Here is a 15562-nt window from a genome sequence, read left to right on the forward strand (position 1 = left end):
CGCGCCCGCCCCCCCCCCCGCGCCCCCGGCTTTCCCCCCCCCGCCCCCCCCCGGGGGGCCCAAACCACCCCGTCCGTCGTGACGGGGGGTTCCAGGGGGTCGTCCCCCCTGGGCTACACCGTGACCGGCAGCCAGGTCGGCCGGGCGGCCTCGTAGTCGTTGATGGCGTCGCCGTGGCGGAGGGTCAGGCCGATGTCGTCGAGGCCCTCCATGAGCCGCCAGCGGGTGTAGTCGTCGATCTCGAAGGCGGCGGTGTCGGCGCCCCAGCGGACCTCGCGCTTCTCGAGGTCGACGGTGATCTCCAGGGCGGGGTCCTTCTCGGCGGCGCTCTGCAGGGCCTCGACCTGCTCGCCGGTGAGGACGACCGGCAGCAGCCCCATCTTGGTGGAGTTGTTGCGGAAGATGTCGCCGAAGCGCGGCGCGATCACGACGCGGAAGCCGTACTGCTGGAGGGCCCAGACGGCGTGCTCGCGGGACGAGCCGGTGCCGAAGTCGGGGCCGGCGACGAGGATGCCGGCGCCCTGGTACTGCGGCTGGTTCAGCACGAAGTCGGGGTCCTCGCGCCAGGCGGAGAACAGGCCCTTGTCGAATCCGGTGCGGCTGACCTGCTTGAGCCAGACGGCGGGGATGATCTGGTCGGTGTCGACGTTGCTGCGCCGCAGCGGGACGGCGCGTCCGGTGTAGGTGGTGAAGGCTTCCATGGCTCGGGTCTCCTCAGAGGTCGGCGGGAGCGGCCAGGCGGCCGGTGACGGCGGTGGCGGCGGCGACGGCGGGCGACACGAGGTGGGTGCGGCCGCCGGGGCCCTGCCGGCCCTCGAAGTTGCGGTTGGACGTGGAGGCGCTGCGCTCGCCGGGGGTGAGCTTGTCGGGGTTCATCGCCAGGCACATCGAGCAGCCGGCCTCGCGCCATTCGGCGCCGGAGGCGGAGATGACCTGGTCGAGGCCCTCCTCCTCGGCCTGCTTCTTGACCTTCATGGAGCCGGGCACGACCAGCATCCGGACGCCGTCGGCGACCTTGCGGCCCTTCAGCACGCCCGCGACGGCGCGGAGGTCCTCGATGCGGCCGTTGGTGCAGGAGCCGACGAAGACGGTGTCGACGGCGATGTCGCGGAGCGGCGTCCCGGCGGTGAGGCCCATGTACTCCAGGGCGCGCTCGGCGTTCTGCCGCTTGACCGGGTCGTCGATGGTCGCGGGGTCGGGCACGGACTCGCCGAGCGGCAGGCCCTGGCCGGGGTTGGTGCCCCAGGTGACGAACGGGGTCAGCTCGGCCGCGTCGATCACGACCTCCTTGTCGAAGACCGCGTCGTCGTCGGTGCGCAGGGAGGTCCAGTACTCGACGGCCTTGTCCCAGTCCTCGCCCTGCGGGGCGTTCGGGCGGCCCTTGAGGTAGGCGAACGTGGTCTCGTCGGGGGCGATCATCCCGGCGCGGGCGCCGGCCTCGATGGACATGTTGCAGACCGTCATGCGGCCTTCCATCGACAGGGAGCGGATCGCGTCGCCGCGGTACTCGATGATGTGGCCCTGGCCGCCGCCGGTGCCGATCCGGGCGATGATCGCCAGGATCAGGTCCTTGGCGGTGACGCCCTCGGGCAGGTCGCCGTTCACGGTGACGGCCATCGTCTTCGGCTGGATCTGCGGCAGGGTCTGGGTGGCGAGGACGTGCTCGACCTCGCTGGTGCCGATGCCGAACGCGAGCGCGCCGAACGCGCCGTGCGTGGAGGTGTGCGAGTCGCCGCACACCACGGTCATGCCGGGCTGGGTCAGGCCCAGCTGCGGGCCGATGACGTGCACGATGCCCTGGCCGTCGTCGCCCATCGGGTGCAGGCGGACGCCGAAGTCGGAGCAGTTCTTGCGGAGCGTCTCGACCTGGGTGCGCGACACGGGGTCGGCGATCGGCTTGAGCAGGTCCGTGGTCGGGACGTTGTGGTCCTCGGTGGCGATCGTCAGGTCGGGGCGGCGGACCTGGCGGCCGGCCATCCGCAGCCCGTCGAACGCCTGGGGGCTGGTGACCTCGTGGACCAGGTGCAGGTCGATGTAGAGGAGGTCGGGCTCACCCTCGGCACGCCGTACGACGTGCGCGTCGTACACCTTCTCGGCCAATGTACGGCCCATCACACCCACCTCACCTGTCATGATCGTCCGGCGCGCCGTCGCGCCGAGGTCCGGTCCGGCTGATTTGCATCTCAAATTACGAGACGGCAATATCAAGACATGGACAACTCTAGCGGAGTCGGCGTACTTGACAAAGCGGTTCTCGTGCTGAACGCGCTCGAAGCCGGTCCCGCCTCGCTCGCGCAGCTCGTGCAGACCACCGGCCTCGCCCGCCCCACGGCCCACCGGCTCGCCGTCGCGCTGGAGCACCACCGCCTCGTCCACCGCGACACCCAGGGCCGGTTCATCCTCGGCCCCCGGCTCGCCGAGCTGGCCGTCGCCGCCGGCGAGGACCGCCTCCTCGCCATCGCGCAGCCCATCCTCGCCCAGCTGCGCGACCACACCGGCGAGAGCGCCTCCCTCTTCCGCCGCCAGGGCGACGTCCGCGTCTGCGTCGCCGCCGCCGAGCGCACCAGCGGCCTGCGCGACACCATCCCCGTCGGCGCCGCCCTCCCCATGACCGCCGGGTCCGCCGCCCAGATCCTGCTGGCCTGGGAGGAGCCGGACCGGATGCACCGCGGCCTGCGCGGCGCCAAGTTCGAGGCGACCACGCTCGCCTCCGTCCGCCGCCGCGGCTGGGCCCAGTCCGTCGGCGAGCGCGAGCAGGGCGTCGGCTCGGTCTCCGCCCCCATCCGCGGCGCCGGCGGCCGCGTCATCGCCGCCGTCTCCGTCTCCGGCCCCCTCGAACGCCTCACCCGCTCCCCCGGCCGCCTCCACGCCGCCCCCGTCGTCGCCGCCGCCGAGAAGATCAGCGAAGGCATGCGCAGGAGCTGACCCCCCGGGGGACTCCCCCATACCCCGGGCTGTCCCGTGATCGGTGGCTCGGGTTCAAGCCTTGTGGGGACGGAGGGTCTCCAGAAGGTCGTCGACGTGGGCCCGGAAGAGGGCGGGCATGTCGATGCGGTCCGGGTCGAGGAGCCACTGGGTCTGGAGGCCGTCCATGATGGCGATGATCCGGGCGGCGGTGGCGTCGGCGTCGAGGCCGGCGCGCAGCTCGCCGGCGTCGGCGGCGCGGCGGAGGGCGTCGGCGACCCAGGCGCGCAGGCGCGCGTAGCGGGCGCGGGCCCAGTCCCGTGCGGGATGCCCGGCGGTGACGGCCTCGCTCGTCAGCACCACGAAGAGCCGGACGAGCTCGGGCGTGCGGCTGTTGTGCTCCACGACCCGGACCAGCGCGGTCAGCAGGTCGAGGCCGCCGGCCCCCTCGTCGCCGGCGAAGAACCGCTCCATGTCCCGCCGGTCGCGCAGTTCGAGGACGGCGACCAGCAGCTGCTCCTTGGTGCGGAAGTGGTGCAGCAGGCCGGGCTGGGACAGCCCGGCGCGTTCGGCGACCCGGGCCAGCGACGTGCCGCGGTAGCCGTGTTCGGCGAACTCCTGGGTCGCGATGTGCAGGATGCGCTCGCGCCTGGCGTCGCCCGCGGCGTAGCCGCGCCGCCGATCCGTGCCGGTCCTCACGCCACCTCACTCTACGCAGACCAGAAATAACGTACGAATAACAAACCTACCGAGTACTCGGTATCGGAAAATAGGGTGGGCGGCGTTCGGCTACAGGAGGAGGTTCGATGTCCGTCGACGAGTCCGGCCTGCGCGAGCGGCTCGCCCAGCTGACGCTCGAGGAGAAGGTCCATCTGCTGAGCGGGGCCGACTTCTGGTCGCTGCGCCCGATCCCGGGCATCGGGCTGCGGAAGGTGGTGCTGTCGGACGGCCCGAGCGGCGTCCGCGGCACGGCCTGGGACGAGCGGAGCACGAGCCTGCTGTTCCCGAGCCCGACGGCGCTCGCCGCGACGTGGGACCCGGCGCTGGCCGAGCGCGCGGGCCGGCTGAACGGCGCCCAGGCCAGGGACAAGGGCGTGCACGTCCAGCTCGCGCCGACGATCAACCTGCACCGGACCCCGCTCGGCGGCCGGCATTTCGAGAACTACTCCGAGGATCCGCTGCTCACCGCGCGGATCGGCGTCGGGTTCGTGAAGGGCGTGCAGTCGGCCGGGGTCGCGGCGACCGTGAAGCACTTCGTCGGCAACGACTCCGAGACCGCCCGGATGTCGTACGACGCCCGGATCGACGACGCGACCCTGGACGCGGTGTACATGCGCCCGTTCGAGGACGCGGTGAAGGCGGGCGCGTGGGCGGTGATGGCCGCCTACAACAAGGTCAACGGCACGACGATGACGGAGAACCGCGCGCTGCTGACCGGCGTGCTGAAGGAGCGCTGGGGGTTCGACGGCGTGCTGATGTCGGACTGGACGGCGATCCGGTCGACCGCGGCGAGCGCGAACGCCGGCATGGACCTGGAGATGCCGGGGATGCCCGGAAACGCCTGGCGGGACAGGCTCGTCGCGGCCGTCCGCGACGGCGAGGTGGCCGAGGAGCTGGTCGACGACAAGGTGCTGCGGATCCTGCGGCTGGCCGCGCGGGTCGGCGCGCTGGACGGGTTCCCCGAGCCGGCGCCCGCGACGACGCCTCCCGATGCGCCCGCCCAGCTGCGCGCGCTCGCGGCGCGCGCGTGCGTGCTGCTGCGCAACGAGGGCGGCGTGCTCCCGCTGAACGTGCCCCGCAGGCTGGCGCTGATCGGCCCGAACGCGGTGCGGTTCAGCGCGCAGGGCGGAGGCAGCGCGCACGTGAACCCCGAGCACGTCGTCTCGCCGGTGGACGGCCTGCGCCGCGCGCTCGGCGCCGACACCGAGCTGACCGTGCGTGCGGGCGTCTACCCGCACGAGCGGCTGGCGGCGCTGCCGCTGGAAATGGCGGCCGACCCGGAGACGGGCGAGCCGGGCGTGCGGCTGGAGTTCGTCGACGCGGACGGCGCCATCGTCGACTCCGAGCACCGCGGGGCGGCCCGCTTCATGTTCTTCGAGGGCGTCCCGGAGGGGACGGCGCAGATCGTCGTCCGCGCCCGGGTGACGCCTGTGGCGGACGGCGTCCACACGTTCGCGGTCGCGGGCATCGGCGAGTACGAGGTGCGGGTCGCGGACACGACGGCGACGGTGAACCTGGCCCTGAACGGCGGTGACCCGGTCGAGGCGATGATGCGTCCGCCGGAGCACCGCGTCGAGGTGGAGCTCGCGGCCGGGCGGGCGGTCCCGGTGGAGCTGCGGCGCGCCTACAAGGCCGGATCGTTCCTGACGGCGTTCGGCATCGGGTACCACGAGCCGCACCTGCCCGAGGACGAGGAGCTGGCGGCGGCTGTCGAGGCCGCCCGCGCCGCCGACGCGGCGGTCATGATCGTCGGCACGAACGACGACGTGGAGAGCGAGGGCTTCGACCGGACGACGCTGGCGCTGCCCGGCCGCCAGGACGAGCTGGTGTCCGCCGTCGCCGCCGCCAACCCGCGCACGGTGGTGGTGGTGAACGCGGGCGCGCCCGTGCTGATGCCGTGGCGGGACGAGGTCGCGGCGGTGCTGTGGGCGTGGCTGCCGGGCCAGGAGGGCGGCGACGCCATCGCCGACGTCCTCACCGGCGCGGCCGAGCCGGGCGGGCGGCTCCCCACGACGTTCCCGGTGTCGGAGGACGGGATCCTGTCGCCGGTTCCCGGCGAGGACGGGTCGCTGCCGTACGCGGAGGGCGCCGCGATCGGCTACCTGCACTACGCGCCCGAGCAGGTCGCGTACCCGTTCGGGCACGGCCTGGGCTACACGGACTGGGAGTACGAGTCGCTGGCGGTGGCGGACGGGGCGGCGGAGGTGACGGTCCGCAACGCCGGCGACCGGCCGGGGCGCGAGGTCGTCCAGGTGTACGCCGCGCCGGACGGGCTGCCGCTCCGGCTCGCCGGGTTCGCGGTCGCCGAGGCCGCGGCGGGCGAGCGGGTGACCGTCCGGGTCCCGCTGGACGAGCGGCTGCCCGGCGGGTGCGCGGTGCGCGCCGGACGGTCCGTCGCCGATCTGCGGCTGACCGCCTGACGCCGGGGGCGGGGCGGCGCCCGGTGCCCGCCCCGCCCCCGGCGTCCCGGCCGGAGCGTCTCCGCGCATGGTCCGACAAAGCACCGCATCTCGGGCCACCTTTGAAGAGTGCCGGTATCGGCCCGCACGCCCTGGATAGCGTTGTGCTCCGGACAGGGAGGTGCGCGGTGCAGATCTCCGAGCTCAGCGATCGCAGCGGCCTGACGGTCCAGACGATCAAGTTCTACATCCGGGAGGGGCTCCTCCCGAAGGGCTCGACGGTCAGCGCGACCCGCGCCGAGTACGACCACCGGCACCTGGAGCGGCTGCGGCTGATCAGCGCGCTGCGCGAGGTCGGCGACCTGCCGGTCGCGGCGATCCAGCGGATCGTCGAGGCGATCGAGGACGAGCGGGTCGGCCTGCACGAGCTGTTCGGCACCGCCCAGTACGCCATCGGACCGCACGTCGCCGCGCCGTACGACCCGCACTGGCGCGCCGCGCGGCAGGACGTCGACGCGCTCGTCCGCGAGCTCGGCTGGACGGTCGGCGACCGCTCCCCCGCCCGCGACCTGCTCGCGCACACCTTCGTCGCGCTGCGCCGGCTCGGCTTCCCGATCACCCTCACCGACCTGCGGCCCTACGTGAAGGCCGCCGCCGAGGTCGCCGACCACGAGATCGGCCGGGTGGCCGACGGGGCGCCGCGCGCCCGGACCGTCCACACCCTGCTCGTCTCCACCGTGCTGTACGAGCAAGTCCTGACGGCCCTGCACCGGCTGGCCCAGGAGAACGCCTCGGCCCGCCGCTTCGGCTGAGGCGGCCTGCGCAAGCCATGCGGCTCACGCATGGCCGGTCTGCGAAACCTGCGCTGGTGGCATGGCTCGACGGCGCCTAGCGTCGGTCGCACCATGACACGAATCGCTTTTCTCGGACTGGGGCGCATGGGCGCCCCGATGGCCGGACGGCTGATCGCCGCAGGCCACGACGTGGCGGTGTGGAACCGGACCGCGAGCAGGGTGCCCGCCGACCTCGGTGCGGCGCTCGCCTCCTCCCCCGCGCGGGCCGCCGCCGGCCGCGAGGTCGTCATCACCATGCTCACCGACGCGGACGCCGTCGAGGACGTGCTGTTCGGCCCCGACGGGGCCGCCGCCGCACTGGAGCCCGGAGCCGTCGTCGCCGACACGTCCACGATCGGCCCGGACGCCGCGCGCCGCGTGCGCGAACGGCTGCCGGACGGTGTCGGCCACGTCGACGCGCCCGTGGTGGGCAGCGTCCCGCAGGCGGAGGCGGGCGAGCTGGAAGTGCTGGTCGGCGGCACGGATGACGACCTCGCCCGGTGCACCGGGGCGCTGGAGGCGCTCGGACGGGTCCGGCACGCGGGCCCGCCCGGGTCCGGCGCCGCGCTGAAGCTCGTCGCGAACGGCATGCTGGTCGCGAACTTCGCCGTGCTCGGCGAGGCGCTCGCGCTCGCCGGCCGCCTGGGCCTCGACCGCGACCTCGTGCTGGACGTGCTGTCCCGCACGAGCGCGCAGGCGCGGCGGCTGAAGGACGCGGTGCCCGGCGCGGCGCCGCGCTTCACGGTCGCGCTCGCCGCCAAGGACCTCGATCTCGCGCTGGACGTCCCGGGAGCGCCCACCGGGGGCGTCCTCGCCGCCGCGCGCGCCCGCGCGTCCGCCGCGCTGGCGGACGGCCTCGGGCCGCACGACCTCATCGCACTCGCGGATCGGACACGGAAGGACTCCCTCATGCGCGTCACGCTCGGCGACCCCGCCACCGTCCCGCCGCCGCCGAACCCCTTCTACTCGCACGCCGCGCACGTGACGGCCGGTCCGATGCTGTACGTGTCGGGGCAGATCGCGCTCACCGAGGACGGGAAGGTCGACGCGCCGGGCGACATGGCCCGGCAGTCCGAGGTGATCTTCTCGCTGCTGGAGCGGATCCTCGCGGCGCACGGGGCCGGGTTCGCGGACGTGACGAACGTCCGGACGTTCGTCACCGATCTCGGCCGGGTCGCCGAGTACGGGGCCGTGCGGCGGCGGTTCTTCCCCGGCGCCGCGCCCACCAGCACGACCGTCGAGGTCGCCCGGCTGTTCCACCCGGACGCCCTGCTGGAGGTCGAGGTGGTCGCCGCGATCCCCTGACCCGGCCGGGCCGTGCTAGCCCAGTTCGGCGGCGACGGCCCGCAGGTCGTCCAGGAACGCGGTGACCGCCGGGGACCTGCGGGCGTGCCGGCCGACGGCGGCGCGGACGGCGCGGGTGGGCTGCTCGGGGGCGAGCGGCCGCAGCACGACGCCGTCGCGCGCCGCCGCTGCCGCCGCGAGCGCGGGCACGAGGGTGACGCCGAACCCGGCCGCGACCAGGCCCAGCTTGGAGATCCATTCGGCGACCCGCAGCGGGGTGCGCGGCTCGAACCCGGCGGGCTCGCAGCGGGCGCGCAGCGCCGCGACGGCCTCGGGGGCGTCGGCGACGATCCACGCCTCGCCGGCCAGGGCGTCCAGCGGGACGCGGCGGCGCGCGGCGAGCGGGTGCCCGGACGGCAGCGCGACGAGCAGCGCGTCGTCCAGCAGCGGCACCAGGTCGCCGGCGGGCAGCGCGGGGACGGTGTGCGTGCTGACCACGGCGAGGTCGAGGTCGCCGCCGTCCAGCATCGCGAGGAGCCGGTCGGTGACGCCCTCGCGCAGCGTGGCGCGCACGCCGGGGTGCCGGTCGCGGAACCGGGCGAGCGCGCGCGGGACCAGTGCCGCGTTCGCGGTGGGGAACGCGCCGAGCCGCAGCGTCCCGGTGTCGAGGCGGCGCAGCCCCTCCATGGCCTGGACGGTGTCGGCGAGCCGGTCGAGCAGGGCGCGGGCGTGCGGGAGGAGGTGCTCGCCGGCGGGCGTCGGCCGCACGCCGCGGGCGCCGCGCGCGAACAGCTCGACGCCGCAGACGTCCTCCAGCGCGGCGACCTGCCGGGACACCGCCGACTGGGTGTAGCCGCCCGCCGCCGCGGCGGCCGTGAACGAGCCGAGATCGGCGACGGCGACGAAGGTCCGCAGCAGGAGCGGATCGAGCGATTCGGCGCGCATCCCCGGAGGTTAGCGCCGGTCCGGTCATGGGGGCGGCTTGGTAGGCTGCTGCTCTCCTCTCCACATTCCCGCAGGTCCCACCGAGGTCGCCCATGTCCGGAAGCCGCCCCTTCGTCAGCATCGCCACGGACTTCGGCGCCGCCTACACCTCGATCTGCGCCGGCGTCGTGCACACCATCGCGCCCGAGGCGAACGTCCTGGTGCTCAGCGACGAGATCACGCCGTTCGACGTGGTGGAGGGCGCGATGCTGCTGCGGCAGGCGCTTCCGTACCTGCCGGTGGGCGTGCACACGGGCATCGTGGACCCGGGGGTCGGGACGCCGCGCCGCCCGCTGGCGGTCGAGACCGGACGCGGTGACGTGCTGGTCGGCCCGGACAACGGGCTGCTGGTGCCGGCGGCCGAGGCGCTCGGCGGGATCGTCCGGGCGCACGCGCTGGAGAACCCGGCGTACCGGCTGCCGGAGGTCTCGACGTCGTTCCACGGGCGCGACATCTTCTCCCCCGCCGCCGCGCACGTCGCGGCGGGCGTGGACGTCGCCGACCTCGGCGCGCCGGTCGAGCCGGTGCCGCTGGACCTGCCGGCGCCGGTCGCCCGCGACGGCGAGCTGAGCGCCCCGGTGCTGTACACCGACCGGTTCGGCAGCCTGGTGCTGGGCGCGGAGCGCGACGATCTCGCCGCCGCGTTCGGCGCGCTGGAGCCCGGCACCCCCCTCGAAGTGGAATGGAGCGTTCCAGACGGGGCGTCCCGCACCGCCCTCGTCCCGTTCGAGCAGACCTTCGGCAGCGTCGCCGTCGGCGAGCCGCTGCTGTGGATCGATTCCTCGGGCTGGCTCGGCCTCGCCGTCAACCAGGGCCGGGCCGCGGACGTCCTCGGTCTGGCCGGCGCGCGCACCGTCACCCTGCGCGCCGCCGCCCCGCGCCCCACCACCCCGCATTCTTGATCATGCGACACCGCACCGCTGGAGGCACCCCCGTGACCCGCCGCCCCCTCGTGGCCGCCCTGACCGGCGTCGCCGCGCTCACCCTCGCCGTCACCGCCTGCGCCCCGCAGGACGACGGCGGCTCCGACGCCTCGGCGAGCAAGAGCCCCGCCTCCTGCACCAAGGACAAGCTGCCGCTCAAGACGCCCGGCAAGCTGACCGTCGCGACCGACAAGCCGGCGTTCGAGCCCTGGTTCAAGAACGACGACCCGTCCAACGGGCAGGGCTTCGAGAGCGCCGTCGCGTACGCGGTCGCCGGCAAGCTCGGCTTCACCAAGGACCAGGTCGCCTGGACGACGCAGTCGTTCGAGTCGTCCTACGCGCCGGGGCCGAAGAACTTCGACTTCGACATCAACCAGATCTCCGCCACCCCGGCCCGCGAGAAGGCCGTGACGTTCAGCGACGGCTACTACGACGTGCAGCAGGGCGTCGTCGCGCTCAAGAACGGCGAGTTCGCGAACGCGGCGAGCATCGCGGAGCTGAAGAAGGCCCGGATCGCCGTCCAGGTCGGGACGACCGCCCTCCAGGCGGTGCAGAACCAGATCAAGCCGGACAGCCAGCCGAAGATCTTCAACACCCAGATCGACGCGGTGAACGCGCTCAAGAACAAGCAGGTCGACCTGCTGCTGGTCGACCTGCCGACCGCGTTCTACGTCACCGCCGCGCAGATCGACGGCTCGAAGATCGTGGGCCAGCTCCCGCAGACCGAGGGCGGCAGCACCGAGCACTTCGGGCTGCTGATGGAGAAGGGCAGCACGCTCGTGGGCTGCCTGAACCAGGCGGTCGGGCAGCTCAGGTCGTCGGGCGAGCTGGCGAAGATCCAGCAGCAATGGCTGACCTCGTCGGCCGGCGCGCCCGTCCTGAAGTGACCCTGCGATGACAGTGCGGGCCGGCGGCGAGACCGCCTGGGTCAAGAGCGAGCGGCAGCTGGACCGGGAGCGGCGCCGCCGGCGCGCCGGCGTCCGGTCCGGCTCGGTCGCCGCCGCGTCGACCGTGCTGTGCGTCGCGGTCGTCGTCGCCGTCGTGGTGACGTCGCCCGGCTGGCCGCGCGTGCACGAGACGTTCTTCAACTGGGGCGAGTTCACCGGCGCGTTCCCGGACGTGCTGCGCGGCTTCTGGCTGAACGTGCGGATCTTCCTGATCGCCGAGCCGGTGATCCTGGTGCTCGGCCTGCTCGTCGCGCTCGCGCGCGGGCTGCGCAACCCGCTGTTCTTCCCCCTGCGGGCCCTGGCCGTCGCCTACACCGACGTGTTCCGCGGCATCCCGACGATCCTGCTGGTGTACCTGGTCGGGTTCGGGCTGCCCGCGCTGCGGCTCCAGGGCGTCCCGGACAGCCCGGCGGTGCTGGGCGGGTTCGCGCTCGTCCTGTCGTACGGCGCGTACGTCGCGGAGGTGTTCCGCGCGGGCATCGACTCGATCCACCCGAGCCAGCGCGCGGCGGCCCGGTCGCTCGGGCTCAGCAAGACCCAGAGCCTGCGGTTCGTGGTGCTGCCGCAGGCGGTGCGGCGCGTCGTCCCGCCGCTGCTGAACGACTTCGCCTCGCTGCAGAAGGACACCGCGCTCGTCGCCGTGCTCGGCCCGCTGGAGGCGCTGCGGCAGGCGCAGATCCACTCGGCGACGAACTTCAACTACACCCCGTACCTGGCCACGGCGGTGCTGTTCGTCGCGCTGACGGTGCCGATGGCCCGGTTCACCGACCACCTCGCGGCGCGCGCCGAGCGCCGCCGCGCCCCGGGAGGCGGCACATGAGCGGACCGCTGCTGCGCGTCGAAGGCGTCTGGAAGACCTACCACGCGCATCCGGTGCTGCGCGGCGTCGACCTGGACGTCGCGCCGCACGAGGTCGTCTGCCTCATCGGCGCGTCCGGGTCGGGCAAGTCGACGCTGCTGCGCTGCGTGAACGTGCTGGAGACGGTGGACGACGGCGCGATCCTCCTGGAGGGCGACGACATCACCGACCCGGACGCCGACCCCGACGAGGTCCGCAGGCGGATCGGGATGGTGTTCCAGTCCTACAACCTGTTCCCGCACATGTCGGTGCTGGACAACATCACGCTGGCGCCCGTCCGCGTCCACAAGCGGCCGAAGGCGGAGGCCGCCGAGCAGGCGCACGCGCTGCTGAAGCGGTTCGGCCTCGCCGACAAGGCCCGCGAGTACCCGGACCGGCTGTCGGGCGGCCAGCAGCAGCGCGTCGCGATCATCCGGGCGATGGCGACGCGGCCGAGCCTGCTGCTGCTGGACGAGGTGACCTCCGCGCTCGACCCGGAGCTGGTCACCGAGGTGATGGGGATCATCCGGGAGCTGAAGGAGTCCGGGATGACGATGGTCCTGGCGACCCACGAGATGGGGTTCGCCCGGGACATCGCCGACACGGTCTGCTTCCTGCACGACGGCGTGCTGCTGGAGCGCGGCCCGGCCGAGCAGATCTTCGAGGAGCCCGCCGAGCCGCGCACCCGCGAGTTCCTCCGCCGCGTGCTCGAATCCCGGCGTATCTAGGATGGCGGGCGTGGCGGACCTGGACGTGGTGGCGTGGGTGCTTGTGGTGGACGGGCGGCTGCTGGCGGTCCGGTCGAGGGGCCGTGACCTGCTGTACCTTCCCGGCGGCAAGCGGGAGCCGGGCGAGGACGACTGGACGGCGCTGTCCCGGGAGGTCCGGGAGGAGCTGGACGTCGAGCTGGACCGGGCGTCGTTCCGCGAGCTGGGGGTGATCCGCGCGCCGGCGCACGACCAGCCGGACTACACGCACGCCCGGATGGCGTGCTTCACCGCGGCGCACCGCGGCGAGATCGCGGCGTCCGGCGAGGTCGACGAGTACCTCTACCTCGCGCCGGCCGACCGGGGCCTGCTCGCGCCGGCGGCCCGGGCGGCGCTCGACCTGGCATTGGACCACGGCCTGCTTCGCTGAAGGTCTCCGGAATCACACCAATCGCCGGAAGGACGCGGTTAGGATCCTGGCTGGATCCGAGATCTCTTCACTTTCCGGGGAACCGCATGGCGCACGTGCACCATTTCTCCTACGGGCCGCTCACGCCCGTGTCGGCGTACCTGATGTCGTTCGTCGGTTCCTTCCTCGGGCTGCTGTGCATGTCCCGGGCCCGCGCGTCCACCGGGCGCTCGCGCGCGTCCTGGCTGTCGCTCGCGGCGCTGGCCATCGGCGGCACCGGGATCTGGGTGATGCACTTCATCGCGATGCTGGGCTTCAGCGTCTCGGGCATGCCGATCCGCTACGACGTGCCGGTCACGCTGCTGAGCTGCCTGACCGCCGTGGCGGTCGTCGCGGTCGGGCTGTTCATCCTCGGCTTCGGCGGGTCCGGGCCGGGCGTGATCGTCACGGGCGGCGCGGTCATGGGGATCGGCGTGGTGAGCATGCACTACTCCGGGATGGCCGCGATGAACATGCCCGGGGACATCGGGTACCGGCCGGGCCTGGTCGTGCTGTCGATCGTCATCGCGTTGGTGGCGGCCACCGCGGCACTGTGGTTCTGCCTGCGCGTCCGGGGCCTGCCGGCGACGGCCGGGGCCGCGCTCATCATGGGCGTCGCGGTGACCGGCATGCACTACACCGGCATGGCGGCCATGCGGATCACCATGGACCCGGCCATGCCCGCCCCGCACGGCGCCACCGCGTCCGACTTCCTGATCCCGCTCATCGGCGGCATCGCGGCGGTGTCGATCACGCTGCTGATCATCATCGCGATGGCGCCGAGCGAGGACGAGATCCGGGCCGACGCGGAGTTCCAGGAGCGCATCGCCGCGCGGCGGGCGGTTGCGGAGGAGGGCGGCCCAGCGGCGGACGCTCCCCGCGCGCGGACCGCGGGCGAGCGGTTCGACGGCCGCTGACCGCCCGCGCCCGGCGCGTGCTCGTCCGGCGCGTGCTCGTCCGGCGGGTGCTCGTCCGGCGGCTCGGCCCGGTCAGGACAGCTCGGCGATGATCTTCTCGAGCGCGCTGCGCAGGTGCCGGCGCTCGTCGTCGGTGAGGGTCGCGGTGGCGCGCTCCTCCAGCCGCCGCCGCGCCTCCCGGATCGGCGCCTCGGCCCGGCGGCCGCGCTCGGTCAGGTAGAGCCGGACGAGCCGGGCGTCGGACGGGTCGCGGCGCCGGGTGACCAGGCCCGCGGCCTCCATCCGGGTCGCGGTGTTGACGACGGTCGGGGTGGTGAGGGCGAGCCGGTTCGCCAGCTCGCCGGGGGTCAGGCCGTCCTCCTGCCAGAGCACCTCCAGCAGCAGGTTCTGCCCGACGCGGACGCCGTGCTCGCTCATCGCCTCGTCGGAGGCCGCGCGCAGCAGCTTGTGGGCGCGGGTGGAGAGCCGGAGCAGGTCGTCCATGCCCCGATCCTAGTAATCGTTTGCATGCTAGCGATCTCGCCGCTAGCGTTCCATTAGCACGCTAACGAAAGGAGGGGCCCATGATCCTCGTTACCGGCGGGCTCGGATTCATCGGCTCGCACGTCGCGCGGGCGCTGCTCGACCTCGGCGCGTCGTGCCTGCTCACCCGGCACTCGGCGGCGCCTCGGGACGTGCCCGCCGGGGCCGCCGCGGAGCGGCTCGACATGACCGACCGGGACGCGTTCCTCGCGCTCGGCGACCGGTACGCCGTCACCGGGATCGTCCATCTGGCGAGCACCCCGCTGCGTGGCACCGACGTGGTCGCGGAGATGCGGGCCAACACCGCCGGCCTGCTCAACGCATTCGAGGCCGCGCGCGCCTGGGGCGTCCGCCGGGTCTGCGTCGCCAGCACGATCGGCGTGTACGCCGGGGTGCGCGACAGCCCGTTCCGCGAGGACGCGCCGCTCCCGCCGGACGTCCCGCACCCGACCCCCGCGTTCAAGCGGAGCGCGGAGGCGCTGGCGTCGGCCATCGCGGGGCACGCGGAGTTCGAGGCCGTGTGCCTGCGGATCGGCGCCGTCTGGGGTCCGCGCGGGCGCGCCGAGTCCCCGTTCTTCGCGCTTCCCGGCCTGGTCAACGCGGCGGTGCGCGGCGAGCCGTACCCGGGGAAGGCGTACGCCGGCGACGGCATCGACGCGCTGTACGCGCCGGACTGCGGGCGCGCCATCGCCCTTCTCCAGACGGCCGGGACGCTGCGCCACGCCGTCTACAACGTCGGGTCCGGCGGTGTCACCACGAACGCGGAGGTCGCGGCGGCGATCGCGAAGGCCGTCCCGGACGCCCCGATCGAGCTGGCCGAAGGGCGCTCCCCGGGCGGCCCCGACGAGGACTACCGCCTCGACGTCACCCGCCTGCGCGCCGACACCGGTTTCGCGCCCGCCCACGACCTCGACGGCGCGGTGGCCGACTATGTCGCCTGGCTGCGCGGCCGCGCGGAAGGCTCGCCGCGTCGTTGACGGAGAACGGGAATCATGCCGTGAGCGCGACCCCGGCGCCGACGCCCAGGACGAGCGAGAGCAGCGCCGCCGCCACGGCGACGGCCGAGGCGCCGCGGGCGGGGCGGCCGGGCCCCCCCCGGCGGCGGAACACAGGGGCGAACCCGGCACGGTAGAAGA

16 protein-coding genes are annotated in these 15562 nt (G+C 74.0%); 11 read left to right on the forward strand and 5 right to left on the reverse strand.

The window, feature by feature from the left end:
• Positions 1-113 precede the first annotated feature (113 nt).
• Positions 114-701, reverse strand: coding sequence for a 3-isopropylmalate dehydratase small subunit (leuD, locus tag ABT299_RS20520; protein ID WP_190859666.1), 588 nt, complete (start codon positions 699-701; stop codon positions 114-116).
• 13 nt (positions 702-714) lie between these two features.
• Positions 715-2112, reverse strand: coding sequence for a 3-isopropylmalate dehydratase large subunit (leuC, locus tag ABT299_RS20525; protein ID WP_190859663.1), 1398 nt, complete (start codon positions 2110-2112; stop codon positions 715-717).
• Between the two features lie 99 nt (positions 2113-2211).
• On the opposite strand from leuC, the gene ABT299_RS20530 reads away from it, so the two are divergent.
• Complete coding sequence (locus tag ABT299_RS20530; RefSeq protein ID WP_190859661.1) at positions 2212-2925, forward strand: IclR family transcriptional regulator; 714 nt, start codon at positions 2212-2214, stop codon at positions 2923-2925.
• 54 nt (positions 2926-2979) lie between these two features.
• Here the strand turns inward: ABT299_RS20530 and ABT299_RS20535 are convergent, their stop codons facing one another.
• Entirely contained in the window at positions 2980-3603 is a 624-nt protein-coding gene (locus ABT299_RS20535) for a TetR family transcriptional regulator (RefSeq protein WP_190859659.1), read from the reverse strand.
• A gap of 107 nt (positions 3604-3710) precedes the next feature.
• On the opposite strand from ABT299_RS20535, the gene ABT299_RS20540 reads away from it, so the two are divergent.
• From ABT299_RS20540 to ABT299_RS20550, 3 genes are all read left to right on the forward strand, one after another.
• Entirely contained in the window at positions 3711-6044 is a 2334-nt protein-coding gene (locus ABT299_RS20540; RefSeq protein ID WP_500251694.1) for a glycoside hydrolase family 3 protein, read from the forward strand.
• A gap of 167 nt (positions 6045-6211) precedes the next feature.
• Complete coding sequence (locus tag ABT299_RS20545) at positions 6212-6835, forward strand: MerR family transcriptional regulator (protein WP_190859655.1); 624 nt, start codon at positions 6212-6214, stop codon at positions 6833-6835.
• A 93-nt stretch (positions 6836-6928) separates the two neighbouring features.
• Positions 6929-8161 carry an NAD(P)-binding domain-containing protein gene (locus tag ABT299_RS20550; protein ID WP_500251695.1) on the forward strand — a complete coding sequence of 411 codons (1233 nt, stop codon included), beginning with the start codon at positions 6929-6931 and terminating at the stop codon, positions 8159-8161.
• Positions 8162-8176: 15 nt separating this feature from the next.
• Here the strand turns inward: ABT299_RS20550 and ABT299_RS20555 are convergent, their stop codons facing one another.
• The gene (locus ABT299_RS20555; RefSeq protein WP_190859651.1) at positions 8177-9085 is read right to left on the reverse strand and encodes a LysR family transcriptional regulator; all 909 of its coding nucleotides are present in this window, start codon (positions 9083-9085) and stop codon (positions 8177-8179) included.
• A 92-nt stretch (positions 9086-9177) separates the two neighbouring features.
• Here ABT299_RS20555 and ABT299_RS20560 point away from each other — a divergent pair, with 92 nt between their 5' ends.
• From ABT299_RS20560 to ABT299_RS20585, 6 genes are all read left to right on the forward strand, one after another.
• Complete coding sequence (locus ABT299_RS20560) at positions 9178-10026, forward strand: SAM hydrolase/SAM-dependent halogenase family protein (RefSeq protein ID WP_500251696.1); 849 nt, start codon at positions 9178-9180, stop codon at positions 10024-10026.
• Positions 10027-10058: 32 nt separating this feature from the next.
• Positions 10059-10934, forward strand: a complete 876-nt coding sequence (locus tag ABT299_RS20565; RefSeq protein WP_347256817.1) for an ABC transporter substrate-binding protein — start codon at positions 10059-10061, stop codon at positions 10932-10934.
• Positions 10935-10941: 7 nt separating this feature from the next.
• Positions 10942-11814 carry an amino acid ABC transporter permease gene (locus ABT299_RS20570; RefSeq protein ID WP_190859645.1) on the forward strand — a complete coding sequence of 291 codons (873 nt, stop codon included), beginning with the start codon at positions 10942-10944 and terminating at the stop codon, positions 11812-11814.
• Positions 11811-12560, forward strand: a complete 750-nt coding sequence (locus ABT299_RS20575; RefSeq protein WP_500251697.1) for an amino acid ABC transporter ATP-binding protein — start codon at positions 11811-11813, stop codon at positions 12558-12560. The genes ABT299_RS20570 and ABT299_RS20575 overlap by 4 nt, the downstream gene beginning before the upstream one ends.
• Before the next feature lies 1 nt (position 12561).
• Positions 12562-12969: an NUDIX hydrolase gene (locus ABT299_RS20580; protein ID WP_500251698.1), complete on the forward strand. Its 408-nt coding sequence runs from the start codon at positions 12562-12564 to the stop codon at positions 12967-12969.
• 86 nt (positions 12970-13055) lie between these two features.
• Positions 13056-13904, forward strand: coding sequence for an MHYT domain-containing protein (locus ABT299_RS20585; RefSeq protein WP_500251699.1), 849 nt, complete (start codon positions 13056-13058; stop codon positions 13902-13904).
• A 72-nt stretch (positions 13905-13976) separates the two neighbouring features.
• Here the strand turns inward: ABT299_RS20585 and ABT299_RS20590 are convergent, their stop codons facing one another.
• Positions 13977-14387 (reverse strand): MarR family winged helix-turn-helix transcriptional regulator, encoded by a 411-nt coding sequence (locus ABT299_RS20590; protein WP_190859636.1) that lies wholly within the window; start codon positions 14385-14387, stop codon positions 13977-13979.
• Between the two features lie 80 nt (positions 14388-14467).
• Between ABT299_RS20590 and ABT299_RS20595 the strand changes: the two genes are divergently transcribed.
• Complete coding sequence (locus ABT299_RS20595) at positions 14468-15403, forward strand: NAD-dependent epimerase/dehydratase family protein (protein ID WP_500251700.1); 936 nt, start codon at positions 14468-14470, stop codon at positions 15401-15403.
• Positions 15404-15562 lie beyond the last annotated feature (159 nt).

Source organism: Spirillospora sp. NPDC000708 (genome assembly GCF_040299565.1).
GTDB lineage: Bacteria > Actinomycetota > Actinomycetes > Streptosporangiales > Streptosporangiaceae > Spirillospora.